General features: G+C 59.4%; 13 protein-coding genes and 1 pseudogene. 5 read left to right on the forward strand and 9 right to left on the reverse strand.

The features are described from left to right. The first annotated feature begins 147 nt into the window (after window positions 1-147). The 3 genes from RHM55_RS10920 to RHM55_RS10930 are packed head-to-tail and all read left to right on the forward strand — an operon-like array spanning window position 148 to window position 2,017. Window positions 148-519 carry a septal ring lytic transglycosylase RlpA family protein gene (locus RHM55_RS10920; RefSeq protein ID WP_322181923.1) on the forward strand — a complete coding sequence of 124 codons (372 nt, stop codon included), beginning with the start codon at window positions 148-150 and terminating at the stop codon, window positions 517-519. Between the two features lie 45 nt (window positions 520-564). Beyond that, window positions 565-1,626 carry a calcium/sodium antiporter gene (locus tag RHM55_RS10925; protein WP_322182864.1) on the forward strand — a complete coding sequence of 354 codons (1,062 nt, stop codon included), beginning with the start codon at window positions 565-567 and terminating at the stop codon, window positions 1,624-1,626. Window positions 1,627-1,636: 10 nt separating this feature from the next. Beyond that, entirely contained in the window at window positions 1,637-2,017 is a 381-nt protein-coding gene (locus RHM55_RS10930) for a carboxymuconolactone decarboxylase family protein (RefSeq protein WP_322181925.1), read from the forward strand. Here RHM55_RS10930 and RHM55_RS10935 read toward each other — a convergent pair. From RHM55_RS10935 to ptsP, 4 genes are all read right to left on the reverse strand, one after another. After that, window positions 2,014-2,955 (reverse strand): AEC family transporter, encoded by a 942-nt coding sequence (locus RHM55_RS10935; protein WP_322181927.1) that lies wholly within the window; start codon window positions 2,953-2,955, stop codon window positions 2,014-2,016. The genes RHM55_RS10930 and RHM55_RS10935 overlap by 4 nt on opposite strands. Window positions 2,956-3,307: 352 nt before the next feature. Continuing rightward, window positions 3,308-5,047, reverse strand: coding sequence for a PTS fructose-like transporter subunit IIB (locus tag RHM55_RS10940; protein ID WP_322181929.1), 1,740 nt, complete (start codon window positions 5,045-5,047; stop codon window positions 3,308-3,310). Between the two features lie 11 nt (window positions 5,048-5,058). Then, window positions 5,059-6,000 carry a 1-phosphofructokinase gene (gene pfkB, locus RHM55_RS10945; RefSeq protein WP_322181931.1) on the reverse strand — a complete coding sequence of 314 codons (942 nt, stop codon included), beginning with the start codon at window positions 5,998-6,000 and terminating at the stop codon, window positions 5,059-5,061. Next, window positions 6,000-8,903, reverse strand: a complete 2,904-nt coding sequence (gene ptsP, locus RHM55_RS10950; RefSeq protein ID WP_322181933.1) for a phosphoenolpyruvate--protein phosphotransferase — start codon at window positions 8,901-8,903, stop codon at window positions 6,000-6,002. Before ptsP ends, pfkB begins: the two co-directional genes overlap by 1 nt. 360 nt (window positions 8,904-9,263) lie before the next feature. On the opposite strand from ptsP, the gene cra reads away from it, so the two are divergent. Beyond that, window positions 9,264-10,259: a catabolite repressor/activator gene (cra, locus tag RHM55_RS10955; protein WP_322181935.1), complete on the forward strand. Its 996-nt coding sequence runs from the start codon at window positions 9,264-9,266 to the stop codon at window positions 10,257-10,259. Next, complete coding sequence (locus tag RHM55_RS10960; RefSeq protein WP_322182866.1) at window positions 10,256-11,065, forward strand: TatD family hydrolase; 810 nt, start codon at window positions 10,256-10,258, stop codon at window positions 11,063-11,065. Before cra ends, RHM55_RS10960 begins: the two co-directional genes overlap by 4 nt. Before the next feature lie 6 nt (window positions 11,066-11,071). On the opposite strand, the gene RHM55_RS25900 is transcribed toward RHM55_RS10960, so the two are convergent. The 5 genes and pseudogenes from RHM55_RS25900 to RHM55_RS10980 form a co-directional block, all read right to left on the reverse strand. Then, window positions 11,072-12,001: a methyl-accepting chemotaxis protein gene (locus RHM55_RS25900; RefSeq protein WP_416152017.1), complete on the reverse strand. Its 930-nt coding sequence runs from the start codon at window positions 11,999-12,001 to the stop codon at window positions 11,072-11,074. After that, a pseudogene (locus RHM55_RS25905) lies at window positions 11,978-13,069 on the reverse strand (methyl-accepting chemotaxis protein); the annotation flags it as partial. The gene RHM55_RS25900 and the pseudogene RHM55_RS25905, both read right to left, overlap by 24 nt. A gap of 231 nt (window positions 13,070-13,300) precedes the next feature. Next, window positions 13,301-14,137, reverse strand: coding sequence for a regulatory signaling modulator protein AmpE (ampE, locus tag RHM55_RS10970; RefSeq protein WP_322181939.1), 837 nt, complete (start codon window positions 14,135-14,137; stop codon window positions 13,301-13,303). Window positions 14,138-14,152: 15 nt separating this feature from the next. Next, entirely contained in the window at window positions 14,153-14,701 is a 549-nt protein-coding gene (gene ampD / locus RHM55_RS10975; protein ID WP_322181941.1) for a 1,6-anhydro-N-acetylmuramyl-L-alanine amidase AmpD, read from the reverse strand. A gap of 147 nt (window positions 14,702-14,848) precedes the next feature. Next, a complete protein-coding gene (locus RHM55_RS10980) occupies window positions 14,849-17,083 on the reverse strand; it encodes a DUF1631 domain-containing protein (protein WP_322181944.1) in 2,235 nt (744 codons plus the stop codon). Window positions 17,084-17,359: the final 276 nt, after the last annotated feature.

Consider the following 17,359-nt stretch of genomic DNA (forward strand, 5'->3'; position numbering starts at 1 on the left):
TGACTTGTCTGCGAAGGCCATACGGCGCGGAGTATCTGACCGACCGCGCTGCCTGGTCTTCACAGCGGGACGCGTAGTTGCGCGTCAACTCCTGTATCAGGGGATTTGTGCCGACCCAAACCTGCTCAACATGAAGGACCAAAATCCATGTGGCGGCTCTTCAGCGCTTGTGCACTGCTTACTCTACTGGCCGGTTGCGCCAGCCATAACATCGACCCACGCGGTTACAACGAAGTCGGCGGCGCCAGCTATTACGGCGCCAAACATCAAGGCAAACGTACCGCCAGTGGTGAACGCTTCGATCAAAACGCCCTGACCGCCGCCCATCGCGAGCTGCCTTTCGGCACGCGGGTGTTGGTCACCGATCTGGACAACGACAAGACCGTCGTAGTACGTATCAACGACCGAGGCCCGCATGTCCGTGGGCGCTTGATTGATTTGTCACGCAAAGCCGCTGCACAACTGGGTATGCTGCACAGCGGCGTAACGCGAGTGCGCGTGCAAACCTTGAGCGACTGAAGGGTGATCTGAATTCTCGAGCTATCGACGCTTCCGCTGCCAAGCCTGCTTCAGCTGTTTGGTGGCTTGCTCCTGCTGGTGATCGGTGCCGAGCTGTCGGTACGCGCTGCTGTGCGTCTGGCCGCCAGCCTTAAGGTCCGCCCGCTCATCATTGGCCTGACCGTGGTCGCACTGGGCAGTAGCGCCCCGCAAATGGCGGTCAGCCTGCAAGCAGCCTTTTCCGACAGCCCGGACATCGCCGTGGGCAGCGTGATCGGCAGCAATATCTTCAATATCCTGGTAACCCTTGGTTTCTCGGCGCTAATCATTCCGCTACGGGTGGCCAGACAGTTGGTGCGCGTGGATATTCCACTGATGATCGGCGCCAGCCTGTTGGTCTTCGGCCTCTCGTACAATGGTGAGCTCAGCCCGCTGGATGGCTCGATCCTGCTGATTACCCTTTTGATTTATCTGTTGATCCTGCTGCGTCGATCCGCGCATGGCAGCAGCCACAGTCATCTTCAGAAAAATACCCTGACAGAGGCACTGCACAAGAAAGCTCCATGGTTCAGCAGTCTGGTGGTAATGGCCTGCGGTCTGGCCTTGCTGGTGGTCGGCGGACGCTTATTGGTGGAAGCCGCCGTGGTGATCGCCCAGGACCTGGGCCTCTCCGAACGGATAATCGGACTGACCGTTATCGCCGTCAGCACCTCGCTGCCGGCATTGACCACCTCGTTGATCGCCGCGTGGCGTGGCGAGCGGGACATTGCCGCCGGCAACGTGATTGGCAGCAATCTGTTCAACCTGCTGGGGGTGCTCGGCCTGACCGCCTTGATCGCGCCGGCCCCTCTATCGGTCTCGCCCAACGCGCTGAGTTTCGATATACCGGTCATGCTGGCTGTCGCGACACTCTGCCTGCCAGTGTTCTATTCAGGTCTGCGGGTAACCCGCGCTGAAGGCTTGCTGCTCCTGGCCCTGTATGGCGCCTATGGGCTGCATATTATTTCGTTCACCACCGGCATGCCGCTGGCTGACACCCTTGAAAAACTGATGATTCATTTCGTGCTACCCCTGCTTGCCGCCTTGCTTGCGCTCAGTACAGTTCGAGCCTGGCGGCGCCAACATTGAGGAGATTGCCATGACTGACAGCAATAACAGCGGCGTAAACATGCGCCGCCAGGTAATGGGTGATGCATTCGTCGACCGGGCGCTGAACAACGCCACCGACTTCACCCAACCGCTGCAGGATTTCGTCAACGAACATGCGTGGGGCAGCGTCTGGAACCGCGAAGGTCTGCCGCTGAAAACCCGCAGCCTGATCACCCTTGCTGCCCTTACCGCGCTCAAATGCCCGCAAGAACTCAAAGGCCATGTGCGCGGCGCGTTGAACAATGGCTGTACGGTCGAAGAGATTCGCGAAGCGCTGCTGCATTGTGCGGTGTATGCCGGCGTACCGGCGGCGATCGATGCGTTTCGTGCAGCGCAGGAAGTGATCGACACCTACCAAAAAGCGGACTAGATCCAACCGCCCCATTGCAGAATGAAAATGCCGAGGTTAGTCGTCACCGCCGCCGCCAGGGTGGTGATGACGATGATCGCCGCAGCCAGCTCATGATTGCCATTGGCCGCACGCGCCATGACAAAGCTGGCCGCAGCGGTCGGGCTGCCGAAGTACAGGAACAGAATCCCCAGTTCCGCCCCGCGAAAACCACACAGCCAGGCGCCCAAGGTACAGAACACCGGCAGCCAGACCATCTTCACCAGACTGGCGCTGACTGCCATGTCACCACTCTTGCGCAATGCCGCCAGTGACAAGGTGCCGCCGATGCAGATCAATGCCAGCGGCAAGGTCATCTGCGCCAGGTACTTGCCGGACGTTTCCAGCCAACCCGGTAAGCCGATGTTGAAATAGGCAAAAGGCGCGGCTGCCAGCACGCTGATGATCAAGGGGTTGCACAGGATGCTTTTGAATACGCTCCACGGATCGGACTTGATCACCGGGCTGTAGACTGCCAACACGATGGTCGACAGCGTGTTGTAAAACAGGATCACCAGCGCAGCGAGAATCGCCCCCAGGGAAATGCCATAGTCGCCGTACATGCTGGCAGCCAGGGCCAGGCCGATGACGCCGTTGTTCCCGCGAAAGGCGCCCTGGGTATAAATCCCGCGATCCTCATGTGGGCAACGCCAGATCGCCCACCCCCAGGACAAGGCAAAACTCAGCAACGTCGCCACGACAAAATAAGCGAGCAGCCTGGGCTGCAAGGCCGCATGCAGATCCGCATGAATAATGCCGAGAAACAACAGCGCAGGCATGGTGACGTTGAACACCAGCGCGGAAGCTGTATGGATAAAGCTGTCGTTGATCCAGCCCACCCGCTTGAGCAACACGCCCAGAAACAGCATGGCAAACACGGGCGCGGTGATGTTCAGGGTTTCAAAAAATATACCCAGCATGCGGTTCAAACCCTGACCTGTCGTTAGGTGGCTAATGATAGGCCAGCCAGGATTCTAAAGCCGCAGGGAATTTGCGTTTTGTAGAGCGCCCCCGTCCCTTTTCTGAGGCGTACTGGCAATCCACCACGCGAGGGTAGTGGAAGTGGAATCGTGCAATAGGCCCATGGACGTAGGAGCTGACTTGTCTGCGAAAAGGGCGGGACGACCTTCATGCGGGGGTGAATCCAGCCATTTTACGACTGCTGCGTAGCCGATTCGCAAACAAGTCAGCGCCTACATGGGATCATTTTATTTTTTAAAAATTACTTATCAATCAATTTGTTATAGGTTTTTTGATAGGAGGCTCGGTCCGTCAGACCACCGGCACCCCTTCCATTTCCACCCCTTCCGGCCGCTTCAAAACCGCATACGCTACCCCCGTCAGTAAACTCCCTGCGACGATGGCGACTAAATACAACAGCGCATGGTTGATCGCGTTGGGGATCAGCATGACGAACAGGCCGCCGTGAGGCGCCATCAGTTTGCAGCCGAAAAACATCGACAAAGCACCGGTCAACGCGCCGCCAGCGACACTCGCGGGAATCACCCGCAACGGGTCCTTGGCCGCAAAAGGAATCGCGCCTTCGGAGATGAAGCACAACCCCAACACCAGCGCAGCTTTACCGGCCTCGCGTTCACTCTGTGCAAACTTGTGCCGCGCGATAAAGCTGGCGATCCCCATGCCAATCGGCGGCACCATGCCCGCTGCCATCGCGGCGGCCATCGGGGCATAACTCTGCGACGCCAACAGCCCGACCGAGAACGCGTAAGACGCCTTGTTGATCGGCCCGCCCAGGTCGACGCACATCATCGCGCCAAGCAACACACCGAGCAGGATCGCGTTGGTCGTGCCCATGCTGTCGAGGAAATGCGTCAACGCCTCGAGCATGCCTGCTACCGGCTTGCCGACCACGTAGATCATCACCAGCCCGGTGAACAGACTCGACAGCAGCGGGATGATCAAAATCGGCTTGAGCGCCTCGACACTGGCGGGCAATCGCGCATAACGATTGATCGCCCATGCGCTGTAACCGGCCAGGAAGCCGGCGATGATCCCGCCAATAAAACCGGCGCCCAGGGTGCTGGCGAGCAACCCGCCGATCATCCCCGGCGCCAGGCCTGGGCGGTCGGCGATGGAATAGGCGATGTAACCGGCGAGCAGCGGCACCATCAGTTTGAACGCAGCGTCTCCGCCGATCTGCATCAGCGCGGCGGCCAGTGTGCCCTGCTCCTTGAACGCGGTAATGCCGAAAACGAACGACAGCGCAATCAATAAGCCCCCCGCCACCACCATCGGCAGCATGAACGACACGCCCGTCAGCAGGTGTTTATAGACCCCGCTTTTCTCTTGTCTCGGGGCGACTTGACCGGCGGCGGCCGAGGACTCGACCTGCCCGTCAGCCAAAGCTTTTTTCAGCGTGGCCTCAGCCTGTTTGAGGGCAATGCCGGTGCCGCAACGATAAATGCGCTTACCGGCGAAACGCTCGGTGTTGACCTCGATGTCTGCGGCAAGCAACACCACATCGGCGTCGGCAATGGCTTGGGCACTGAGCGGGTTACGCGCGCCGACCGAGCCCTGGGTTTCGACCTGCAGGTCGTAGCCGAGGCGCTTGGCCGCTTGCTGGATGGCTTCGGCGGCCATAAAGGTATGGGCAACCCCGGTCGGGCAAGCAGTGACCGCGACCAGCTTTGGCTTTGCGCCAGTACTTGCGACCGTTTGCAGTGGCGCCGTTTGCGGGGCGACATAGACCGTCGCCTGCTCGGCTGCGATGCGCAAAAAGCTTTCGACATCCTGCAACGCTTGGGCCGGTGACGTCTGAAACAGACGCTTGCCGACAAACCGGCTCAGGTCCAGCGGACCGGTATTGACGACCAATACCCAATCCGCCGCCGCTACGGCCTCGGGCGATAAACGATTGCCGGGCGTGTGCGGATCATGGATTTCAACGTTGGTGCTCCAACCCTGACGCTGCGCTGCCGCGTCCAGCAACCGGGCGCTGAGCACGCTGCTGACCTGGCCGTTCGGGCAGGCCGTAACAATGGCTAACTTCATCACAATCCCTCTTATTGTTCTGTCAGGGCGCGCACGCTGACGCCTTTTTCAAGCAGCTTCAGGTGTGCGACATCGCTGATGCCAAAGCCAATCTGTGTCACCGCCATCGCCGCAATGGCGGTGGCCGTGCGCAAAATCTGTTGCGGCGGATGGCCGCCGAGCAACCCGTGAACCATCCCGGCCAACAGCGAATCACCGGCACCCACGGTGCTGGCAACCACCACCTTGGGCGGCAAGGCTTGCAGGGCCACACCGGTACTGAACCAGTGCACACCCTCCGACCCTTGGGAAATCACCACATGTTCGACGCCCTGTGCCCGCAAGCGGCTCGCCACCTCAGCCTGTGCCGCGATGGAAATGATCGGCGCATCCAGAGCGTCGGCCAGCTCTTCGGTATTGGGTTTGATCAGCCACGGGCCCGCCGTCAATCCAACCCGCAATGCCTCGCCACTGGTATCCAGCGCCACTTTCAAGCCCAGTGCTTTCAGGCGCAGTAGCAGCGCGTGCAACCATTCAGGACTGACGCCACGCGGCAAACTGCCCGCGACCACCACCACATCGAAGTCGGGAGCGATCTGTTCAAGACGGGCCATCAGCGCCTGCTGCGCGTCTTCGCTGACGAACGGACCTGGACCATTCAGATCGGTAATGCGTCCACTGCTTTCCGCCAGTTTGATGTTGCTGCGGGTTTCCCCGGCCACGCGAATGAACTCGTCGGTGAACTGTCGATGCGCAAACAGCGATTCGAACGCCTGCTGGTTATCGACACCAAGAAAGCCCGCCACCGTCAGGTCATGCCCGAGGTCAGCCAGCACTTGCGCAACATTCAGGCCCTTGCCTGCCGCATGGCTGAGCATCGCGTTGCTGCGATTGACCTGGCCGACCTGCAACTGATCCAACTGCACAGTCAGGTCCAGCGCCGGGTTCAGGGTCAGGGTCAGAATTTTCGCCATTACATGACCTCCATGAACATGGCTTCCACCATTGTGCGCACTTCGCCAGCAGTCCCCAGGGTCAGCGCCTGCTGCGCCAACTGCTGCGTCGTACGCAGGTTCAACTCGCGCACGCAGGCCTTGACCTCGCCAATGCTGCGCGCGCCAACACTCAGCTCATCCACGCCCAGGCCGACCAGGATCGGCACCGCCAACGGGTCCGCCGCCAACTCGCCACACACCCCCACCCATTTGCCATGGGCGTGGGCGGCACGCACGGTGATGTCGATCAATTGCAAGACGGCCGGGTGCAAACCATCGGCCTGCCCGGACAACGTCGGATGACCCCGGTCGATGGCCAGGGTGTATTGGGTCAGGTCATTGGTGCCCACGCTGAAGAAGTCCACCTCACGGGCCAGCACCGGGGCCAAGAGTGCCGCCGACGGTACCTCGATCATGATGCCCAACTGCAAATCCGCGACCGGGATCTCTTCGCGCAAACGCAACGTCATGTCCCGCGCCTGGCGCCATTCTTCGACGGTGCCAACCATGGGAAACATGATTCGCAGCGGGCGATTGTCTGCTGCGCGCAACAAGGCGCGCAGCTGGCTTTCCATGATGTGGGGGCGTTGCAAGGTCAGACGAATCCCGCGCACACCGAGGAAAGGGTTCTCCTCTTTATCGATCGGCCAGTACGGCAGGGGCTTGTCGCCACCCACATCCAGAGTCCGGACAACCAAAGGCCGCCCGGCGAGCGCATCAAGCACACGGCGGTATTCGGCTTCTTGGGTCGCTTCGTCCGGCGCCTGGGTGTGGGCCATGAAAATCAGTTCAGTGCGCAACAAGCCAATGCCCTCGGCACCCTGCTCGACCGCAATGGCCGTGCTCGCGCTGTCGCCGATATTGGCGAACACGTCGACGGCATGCCCGTCCCGGGTCAACGCAGGCTCCAGACGCAACGCCGCCGCAGCCTGCAAACGTTGGTCGCGGGTATCACGTTCTTGCGTGGCACGCTGCAAGGCCGCCGAATCCGGTGCGACACTCAGACGTCCCCGCTGACCATCCAGCAGCAGCAACGTGCCCGGCGCGATCAGCAGCACCGCATCACCCGCCCCCACCAGCGCCGGAATGCCCAAGGCACGGGCGACAATCGCACTGTGCGCCGTCGCGCCGCCCCGGGCTGTCAGAATACCCGCCACTCGTGCCGGATCCAGGCGCGCCACGTCCGATGGCCCCACTTCCTCCATCACCAGAATGTAGGGTTGTTCAGGCTCGACTATGGTCTCGACACCACACAGCTGAGCCAGCACCCGACGTCCGATGTCACGCAGGTCCGCAGCGCGCTCGGCCAGCAGGGCGTCCTGCAACAGCTCCTGTTGCCGTGCGGCGGCGTCAATCACGCCAATCCAAGCCGCTTCCGCGCTTTCGCCCTGCTCCAGGCGGCTGCCGACTTCATCGGTCAGGCCGGGGTCATCGAGCATTTCCTGGTGGGTGGTGAAAATCTCGCGAATGGCTTGCGCCTGACTGTGCTGGATCAGCCTTTCAAGATCCTGGCGAACCTCGCCCAGCGCCTGCTGCAAACGCTCACGTTCGACAGAGAAGGACTCTCCGCGTAGCGGATAATCGAAGGTCTGTGGCACCTGAATGTGCGCCGGCCCCATGGCGATACCGGGGGCCGCTGCGATGGCCTGAATCAGGCTGCCCTCGGCCGGTGCAACCAGACTCGGGCCCCATGCCTCAGCCTCAGATACGGTGGTGATTACAACATCAACTTCAACGGCCAGGGCTTCCTGTGGCAACGCCTCGACGTCTTCGCCCAGACCTTCTCGCACAGCGGCGAGTATCGCGGGTAAGGCATCGGCGGCGATGCTCGGTTCAGCAATAAACTCCAGCACCTGACCACGGCGCGCACCCAGGCTGAGCAGCTTGCTCAGGCTCTTGACCGAGACGGCGGCTTCACTACTGTCGACGATGCGCACCCGAATCTCGCCTTCAAAACCTTTAGCCAATTGCGCGAGGTTTTTCGCCGGGCGTGCATGCAAGCCATGGGCGTTAGCCAGTGCAATACGCTCACTCGGCCAATCCTGCGGCAGTTCACCCCCCAATACCGCGAGCACCGCACGGCTGCTGGTGGCGTGGCCCAACTCGTGGCCACGGCCTTCGATCAGCAGCGCACATAGACGCTCAAGCAATGCCTGATGGGCCTCGCCCAGGCTGGCGAGACAGAACAAGCCATTGAGTGGCTGACCCAGAAAGCGAATCGGTTTATCTGGCGTGACAAACGCCAACCCTGGACGCTTGACCGTCTGCTCGCTGTGCAGCCACCACAAACCATCGCCTAGAGGCAGCGCTTCAACCTGTTGCAGTACGGCCGCGAAGCCATTACTGACGCAATCGGCCTTGCGCAACAGCCGCGCGCCACGCCATACCAGCTCTTCAAAGTCATCCGCCGACACGCCAAGGCTGATCATCTGCGCATCGAGCGCCAACTCCTGCGGCGCACCCTGAAGTAATTTCAGCAACGCCTCGGGGCTCTTCGCCCGACGCAACGCTTCGCCCAGATCGGTTTCGCCCAATGCACGCGTGAGCAATTGCAGTAAACGCAGATGCTCGTCGGATTTCGCAGCTATACCTATGGCCAGATAAACCATCTGCCCATCGCCCCAGTCCACGCCCTCGGGGAACTGCAGCAAGCGCACGCCTGTGGCGAAGACCAGGTCACGGGTTTCGGGAGTACCGTGGGGAATGGCGATGCCCTGGCCCAGAAAAGTCGAGCCTTGTGCTTCACGGCCCTGTAAACCCTCAAGGTAGCCCTCGGCGACCAGTCCATCGGCAGCCAGCTTATCGGCAAGCAGGTGCAATGCGGCGGACTTATCCACAGCCGTCTGGGCCATGGATATTTGCTCTACGGTGAGTTCGAGCATGCCTTTCTCCTTTGTAGCGCCGTTGGGCGCTTGCTTCTTGTTTTAGGAACCGATGAACAAGAACGGGTTGAATTGAACGACAGCTTAGGCGATGAAGGGATAACTGTCTGACAGTCCCGTGTTGTAGATTACGGCAGAAAATTTGCCTTGCTGAATCGTTTAATCTATCAAGTCCGGCACGTTACTCGATAATCTGCTGCCGTTGAAGTCCAACCGTCAGATGGCAGGCGGAAGTTTTTTCAAAGCCCCACGAAAAAGCAGGGAGCTTCATGAGGAGTGATTGACGCAGAACATTCACCAGGCAACATAGAATTTCCACACAGATCGGCGCGCACACAAACAACGAAAGGAACTCTCGGCTTGAAACTCACTGATATTGCCCGTCTGGCCGGTGTATCCGTTACGACCGCCAGCTATGTGATCAACGGCAAGGCCGAACAGCAGCGCATCAGCAGCGCTACGGTCGAGCGCGTGCGCAAGGTGGTCGAGGAGCATGACTTCCGCCCCAATCCGCAGGCCGCCGGTTTGCGCAGCCGCCACACCCGCACCCTCGGTTTTATCCTGCCTGACCTGGAAAACCCCAGCTACGCCTGCATCGCCAAAGCGTTGGAGCAAGGCGCCCGCGCCCACGGCTATCAACTGCTGATCGCCAGCTCCGATGATGCGCCTGTCAGTGAATTGCAATTGTTACAGCTGTTTCGCGCCCGACGCTGCGATGCCCTGTTCGTCGCCAGCTGCCTGCCAGACAGCGATGACAGCTACGGCGAGCTACAGAAAGCCGGATTGCCGATCATTGCCATCGACCGGGAAATGGACGCCACGCGCTTTTGCTCAGTGGTCAGTGACGACCATGAAGCCAGCCTGCAACTTACCCGCAGCCTGCTCAAGCCGCTGCCACGACACATTGCGCTGATCGGTGCGCGCCCTGAGCTCAGTATCAGCCGCGCTCGCGCCTCCGGCTTTCAACACGCGCTCGAAGGTTTCGAGGGCGCAGTGATACTCGAACAGGGCGAGGCCTTCAGCCGTGCCTGCGGTCGGCGTCTGGCCGGCGATTTGCTCGAACGGCTCGGGCATTTACCCGATGCGTTGGTCACCACTTCATACGTGCTGTTGCAGGGTGTTTTCGACCTGCTGCAAAGCCACGCGCTCAACCCTGCACACTTGCACCTGGGCACGTTCGGCGACACGCAGTTGCTGGATTTTTTACCCCTGCCGGTCAACGCCATGGCCCAGCAGCATTACCTGATCGCCGAGAAAGCACTGGCCCTGGCGCTGGCGGCCATCGAGAAGGATGACTACCAACCTGGCGTCCACGCCATCGCGCGGACCTTCAAGCAGCGGATTCGCGAGGCCTGAGCATGGCGCTGATCGACACCCACACCCACCTGGACTTCCCGGATTTCGACGCAGATCGTCAGACAGTCCTGGCCAATTGTCGGGCCATGGGTGTGCAACGGTTGGTGGTGCTGGGCGTGTATCAGCGCAACTGGCAGCGCGTGTGGGATCTGGTGCAAAGCGATGCGGGACTGTACGCCGCGTTCGGCCTGCATCCTGTGTTCCTCGATGAGCATCGTCCGGAGCATTTGACGGAGCTAGGCGACTGGCTGACACGGCTGAAGGGCCATAGGCAAGTCTGTGCAGTCGGTGAAATCGGCCTGGATTATTACCTGGAAGCCCTGGACCGCGAACGTCAGCAAGTGCTTTTCGAGGCGCAACTGCAACTCGCAGACGACTTCAAACTGCCCGTCCTGCTGCATGTGCGGCGCAGCCATGCACAGGTGATTGCCACGCTCAAACGCTACACACTGCAACGCAGCGGGATCATCCACGCCTTTGCCGGCAGTCGGGAAGAAGCCCGGGAATACATCAAGCTGGGGTTCAAGCTTGGCCTGGGCGGTGCCGCGACCTGGCCGCAAGCACTGCGCATGCACAGGGTCATCGCCGACCTGCCGCTGGACAGTGTGGTGCTGGAAACCGACGCGCCGGACATGCCCCCGTCGATGTACCCGAACCAACGTAACAGCCCGGAGCACCTGCCCGATATTTGCCGGGTGGTCGCAGACTTGATGGGCGTGCGCGCCGACGATCTGGCCGATGCCAGCACCCGTAATGCATGCGAATTGTTCAACTGGGAGTCAGTGGCGACTCCCATTGCTGGCTGAATACCCTCAGACCCGAAACGCGCTAATCAGCTGCTTCAACTCCACCACCTGCGCAGACAGTTGACGGCTGGCGTGTTCAGTCTGATTCGCCCCCTCCGCCGTACGCTCGCCAGCACGGTTGATCTCGACGATGTTTCGATCAATATCGTGGGCGACCGCTGTCTGCTGCTCAACGGCAGTCGCAATCTGCTGGTTCTGATCGACGATCATGCCCACTGCGCCAAGGATATTTTCCAGCGCCCGCTGGACCTTTTCCGATTGGCCCACCGTGCCGTTGGCCACCTCATGACTGACGCCCATGGCCTTGACGGCCGCGCCAACGCCACCTTGCAACCTGGCGATCATTTGTTCAATTTCTTCGGTGGACTGTTGCGTGCGCTTGGCGAGGGTGCGCACCTCATCGGCGACCACCGCAAACCCTCGGCCTTGCTCACCCGCACGCGCAGCCTCGATGGCCGCGTTGAGCGCCAGCAGGTTGGTTTGTTCTGCGATGCTTTTGATCACGTCCAGCACACGACTGATCGATGCGCTGTCGCTGGCCAACTGATTGATCACCAGTACCGACTGATCAATCTCACTGGCGAGCCGGGCAATGCTGCCTTGCTGTGATTCGACCAAGCCTCGGCCACTCACGGTTTCCTGATTGACACTGTGCGCACTGCTCACCGCCGCTGCCGCACTGCGCGCCACTTCCAGCGCGGTTGCCGACATCTGATTCATTGCGGTGGCAACCTGCTCGATCTGGCTGCGCTGCCCCGCCACCGCCTGATTACTGACTGCCGATACCGACTCGACCTGGCTGGCCTGACGTTCGACCTCGGCAACGGTTTGACCCACCCGTTCGATCAAGTCATGAATTTTCATTACGGTGCCATTAAACACCATGCCCAGCTCACCCAACTCGTCGCGGCTGTCAGCCTTGAAGCTGGCGGTCATGTCGCCCGCCGCGACTTTGTCCATCACAGCGCCCAATCGTTTCAACGTCGTCCGGGTCGACGCATAGAAGCCGCCGTACAGGTAAAAGATCAGGAAAAAGACCACCGCCAGTGCCGTCACCAGCAACATCATGTGCGAGCGGTTCTGCACCAGTCGCCCTTGCAGTTCCTGGTTGAGAAACACCAGGGTTGCATCATTCAGTTGATAGGTTTGCGCCATCAGCCCGGTGGTGCGCTGATAAAATTTCTGCCACGGCATATCCAGCGTGTCGGCCGAAACCACCTGTTCTTCGAACAGCTCACTGCTTTGCTTGAGTGTTCCCAGGCTGGCTTTGGCTAACGCCTCAAGTGCCCTGCGCACGGCCGGGCTGGCGTCCATGGCATCTTGCAGTTTCAAACCGTAATCGGCCTGAAGTTTTTCCAGATTCTGCAACAGCTCATCGAAGCGGGTGCTGGCCGATGAGTTAAGCACGCCCTGGCCCAACGAATACGAGCCCATGGCGCGACCATCGCCAATCATCTGCGTAACCATCGGGGTCACACTGGTGACCAGTTCGATCAGTTGCCGCACATCGCTGCTGTCGTCCTGGCCGAGTCCGGCCTGGCTGGCAATGACTTTACTGAAGGTCTGAGCCTTGTTCCGCAGTTTCTCCATCAAGGCACTTTTGTTTTGCAACGAAGATTCTCCCCGTTGCGCCTTGAAGTCGGCGATCAATTCGTCCCGTTTGGTGTTGAAAGCCGCGACCTGAGCGACGTCTGTCGTCAGCGGCGTCAGGCTCTGCAGGGTGTTGAGCAGTGTGGTTTCAAGGGCGCTGATCTGCGCCTCGAGTTCCGCGGCTTGCACGGACTGGCCAAGAATGGCGTTGATCTCGACCAGATCGGTCAGGGTTTCCAGGTCCCGGCGCAGGGACAGACTAGTGCCCAGCAGCTCAAGGCTTTCCAGCTCGGTGCGGGTACCGACCAGCTCGTGATACGCATCACGCACCAGATAAAAGTTGGTGACGAGCATGGGCAGGAAAAACAGGATGCTGATGAGGGTGAACTTCATCGCAAAGCTCAGACGGTTCATCAACGCGATAGCCGGGTACAAAAGGCTCTTCACAAGAAGTCTCCCTTTTCTTTTATTTTTATTGGGTGCCGCGAATCATCCAAATAGCGCAAAGCCACTATTTAGCGATAGAACCTGTATACCTGATATCGACTGGTGGTTTTGTAACTAAAGGTAAACGCGACAGACGCCGCGGGCAGGCGGCGTCGAAGACGGGGGTAATCGTTTACAGGGAATGTCGGCGGTCGTTGATCAGACCAGCAACGTCCACAAGGCAAAGCCTGCATACCAGACTACCGCTGAACGCAGCAGCAGTTCCCAGAGCGCATCAAGGCTGGCGACGCCGTCGGCGCCCACCACCGGCGCGGGTATTTCGCCCGCAACCCGACCGATTTTCGTGACCAACTGGGCAGCACTGATGTTCCAGTTGAGCAGCTCATGCAGCATCACTCGGGTGACGGCGACAAAGTTGCCGACCAACGCAAAACTGGCGGCCAACAAACGCACCGGCACCCAATCGAAAGCATGCCGCAACTGCCCGGCGCGCTCGACCAGTGCCGGGGTTTTCCCATGTTCAGCGGCCAGAGCCAACAGCCGATAACTCAGGGCCGCAGCCGGGCCAAGCAGGAAATACCAGAAGATCACCGCAAAGAAGCTTTGATAGGCCTGCCACAGCAAATAACTCTGAACGCCTTCGAGCAGTTGCTCGCTGTTATCGGCGACCACCCTCATGTCACGCTCCGCTACATGGCTGCCAGCCTGCTCGTCGCCTCTGCGCCAGGCATCGCGAAAGGGCCCCAATGCGGCCAACAGATCGCCACGCCCCAAGCTGTAAATCAACACCAGCAGGTGCACCGGAAACGCCAGCCAGCCATACGCCACCGACTGCAGCACAATCAACACCAGCCCCAGCAGCAACACCGGCAATAGCACCATCAACGCCAGGATCAGCCAAGGCCGAGTGCTCATGCCTGGGCCGGCTTCCATTTTGGCCAACTCCCGCAGCCACACACCGTCACGCTGAACGCGCTGGCGCAGGGCCGAAAACTTCTCTATCCAGACTGCCAGCAGCAACACCAGAAAACTCATTACCCGTCCCTCACTTCAATCCTGCAAAGCAGCTCGATAACGCGCCCAGTCGAAACAGGGGCCCGGATCGGTCTTGCGCCCCGGGGCAATATCGCTATGGCCGCAGATTCGCTGCGTGGTGATACCCAAAAACGTCGCCTGCAACTGCCGGGTCAACTCGATCAGCGCAGCATACTGGGCGTCGGTAAACGGCACATCATCGGTGCCCTCCAGCTCGATCCCGATAGAAAAATCATTGCACGTCTCACGCCCTTCAAAGCTGGACACACCGGCATGCCAGGCGCGGTCCAGACAGGAGACAAACTGAGTGACCACCCCGTCTCGCTCGATCAAAAAATGCGCCGACACGCGTAAATCAGCAATACCTGCAAAATAGGGGTGTTCTGTGACATCCAGTTGATTCTGAAAGAAGGCCTGGACTTTACCGGTCTTGAACTGAGCGGGCGGCAAACTGATGTTGTGGATCACCAGCAGAGAAATGTCAGCGTCGGGTCGCGCATTGAAATTGGGCGACGGGCAGTGATGCGCGCCGTGGCACCAACCGCTTGCGGAGTCCAGCTGCATGAAAGGTTCCCTGAACAGACGAATCGATGAGCACAAGTATGCCCTCGATAAGGGGAAGTGGGGCAGCAATATTCAGTGTCTGAAAATACTTTCACCCATGAATTTGCTGCCACTGCCTGCACAGTGGGCCTGTGTCAGGCAGGCAGGTTAATCGCGCTTGAGCCGACGCAGATTGCTGATTACCGATTCCAGCGCTCGATCAAACAGCAACGCATCGTCCAGCAGGCGGATGGCGCCACGACGAAACTCCACAGCCAAGCCCATGCGGGTCTTTTCCAGGACTTTCATGCCTCTGCGGTTAACGAAAATATAACGGCCCGTGGGCTCAATGATGGTCGCCAGCTTGCAACGCATTGCCTGATCGTCATCTTCTTGCATTTCCACCCAGCAGCCCACCCGCAGTGTGTCGACCTGAAGCAGGGCGACATCGTCATCCGCCAAGCGAACCAAGGGCTCGCCTACCGGTTGTTCACCGGCGGCAATCAGGACGATTTCCTCAACCACCTGAACCATTTCAGACGCTGGCTCAGAGGCTGCCAGGTTGTCTTCCTGATGGTCCTGCTGACGTGCGAAGTGGTGAAAGGCCTGCACATGCAAGGCTTCCAGTTGACTGAAAAATTCGCCGGTGGCAAACGGATCAAACGCGGCACTGGTCAGACCATCACGTAACGACTTGAGTAAACCGGGGACCAGATCCAGTAATCGCTGGCGAGCATCGGCTTCCGAATGCAGCTCGACGCTCCAGATCAGATCGTCCATGGCAGCCAGACCCGCACTCCACTCCGTTGACTGTTCACCGTGCTTCAGGCAGGTCAACAACAGCACCTTGCTCCAGGCTTCCTCCAGCAGGCGCACCACCGCCTCAGGCAATGTCTTGCCCAGCAGACGCTGGTTCAGTTCCTGCTGCACGCGCTGGCGAGCCAACTCGGCCCTGGCGCGACCCTCTTCAGCATCGCGAGTACGCTGTTCCAATAATTCACTGCGCCGACGTTCATCGTTGGTGAACGTCAGAAAGTCCGCGAGCAATTCCGAAAAAATCGCCGGGTCATCAACGAAGTCATTCAGCAGCCGTTGCACGATGTGTTCGACACGCAGGTACAGGCTGTCGCGCAGATTATCGTCACGCCCGCCCCAGCCCAGCGCGGCTGAAGCGATTTCGTTGAGCAGCCGCCGCGCCGGATGGGTGCCGCGGCTGAAAAAACTTTTGTCGAGTACCGCGACCTTGAGCATCGGGATTTGTAGCCGCCCAATCAAAACCTTGAGCGAATCCGGCAAATTGCGGTCATCAAGGATGAACTCGAAGAGCATCGCGATCAGGTTGATTACGTCCTCATCGACCAAGGCCACCACGCGAAACTTGCCACTTCTCATACTGACCCGGGCCAACAACTGATCCAGCTGATTGCGCAGATCGAAATCATCCTGCGCTTCCGGGGTCGGCACGTACTGCTGCAGATGCGACAACAGGCGCAACAGGTCTTGACTGGAAATCGGCTTGGTTTCGGTGCTGGCTTCATTCGGGGGTGTGACGCGGCCACGCACGAGCAAGAGTAACTCCTGCAATGCCGCAAACACCTCTTGCACGTCCTGCTCGAATTTCTGACTGACGCGTGCCGAAACGTCCTCTTCAGCGCCCTGAGACAAACGTCCGCTGGGTGCCGAACGATCAGCGGCACGACGCACAGGCGCGGCTTTGAGTTCAGGAAGAATGCCGTTGTCGATCAACAACTGGTTGGCTTCGGCGTACAGCTGATCAGCATCGGCCAGCACGTACTTTTCAAACAGCTTGAAGATGATCAGTTTGACCTTGATTTCCACGCCAAGGCTGCGCCCTGCCTGCAAAAAGAAATCGCACAACAAGGTCGGCCCCATGGGGTTGGTTTCGTCGCTCAAACGCTTGGGGATGAGGGTGTTCAAACGCGTGGTCAACTGGCCCAAGGCAAAGCCATCGCGGCTCAGCACTTTGGAGACCATCGCCTCCACGGCCACCGTCCTTTCCAGATCGTCGTTGTGCACCAATGCCAGCTTGTCGAAGGACACGGGCGGCGCAACGACCGGTTCGTTCACCTCGTATTGCCCCAGACGCAGGAAGGCCTCAAAAAACTTGTCGAGAAAACCGCGTTCAATGCTTTTGCGCTTGAGGCGCAGGTCGCGCATGGCCTCGAAGAAAATATTCTGTTCTGCGTTGTTGTGCGCTCGATCCGCCATTTCGAACAACGTGTCGTCAGCGTTATCGAACAAGGTTTGCAGCGCGTCTTTGAGTTGCTGTGCGGCTTTATCACGGACTTGCAAGAGTACGACGGGCAACCTGGCCAGCGACGAACTCGCCGTTTGCTCAGGGGTCACCTTATTCAACGGCACCACTTTTCCGTCGTTTTGCATGCAAGCTTCCTCTTGAATACAGTCAAAACCCCTCTACAGACAAGACGTGTAAGCCCCGTCCGTAAAGCGATTTCCTTTAAATTCGATTTTCGTCAAAGTCATGACGTCAATTGCAAGGCGGAGTATCTTGCAAAAGATGTCTGTTGCGCCAGTGAACTCTTCGCCCCGCAGAAAATGACCTGCGCTGGGTAGACCTTCAAAAACGCCATCTATCGCACCGCCGTCGATAAAACCGACCAACTGCACGCCAAGGCTTTAGACAAGGGGCGTGTCACG

The organism is Pseudomonas sp. MH9.2 (assembly GCF_034353875.1).
Lineage (GTDB): Bacteria > Pseudomonadota > Gammaproteobacteria > Pseudomonadales > Pseudomonadaceae > Aquipseudomonas.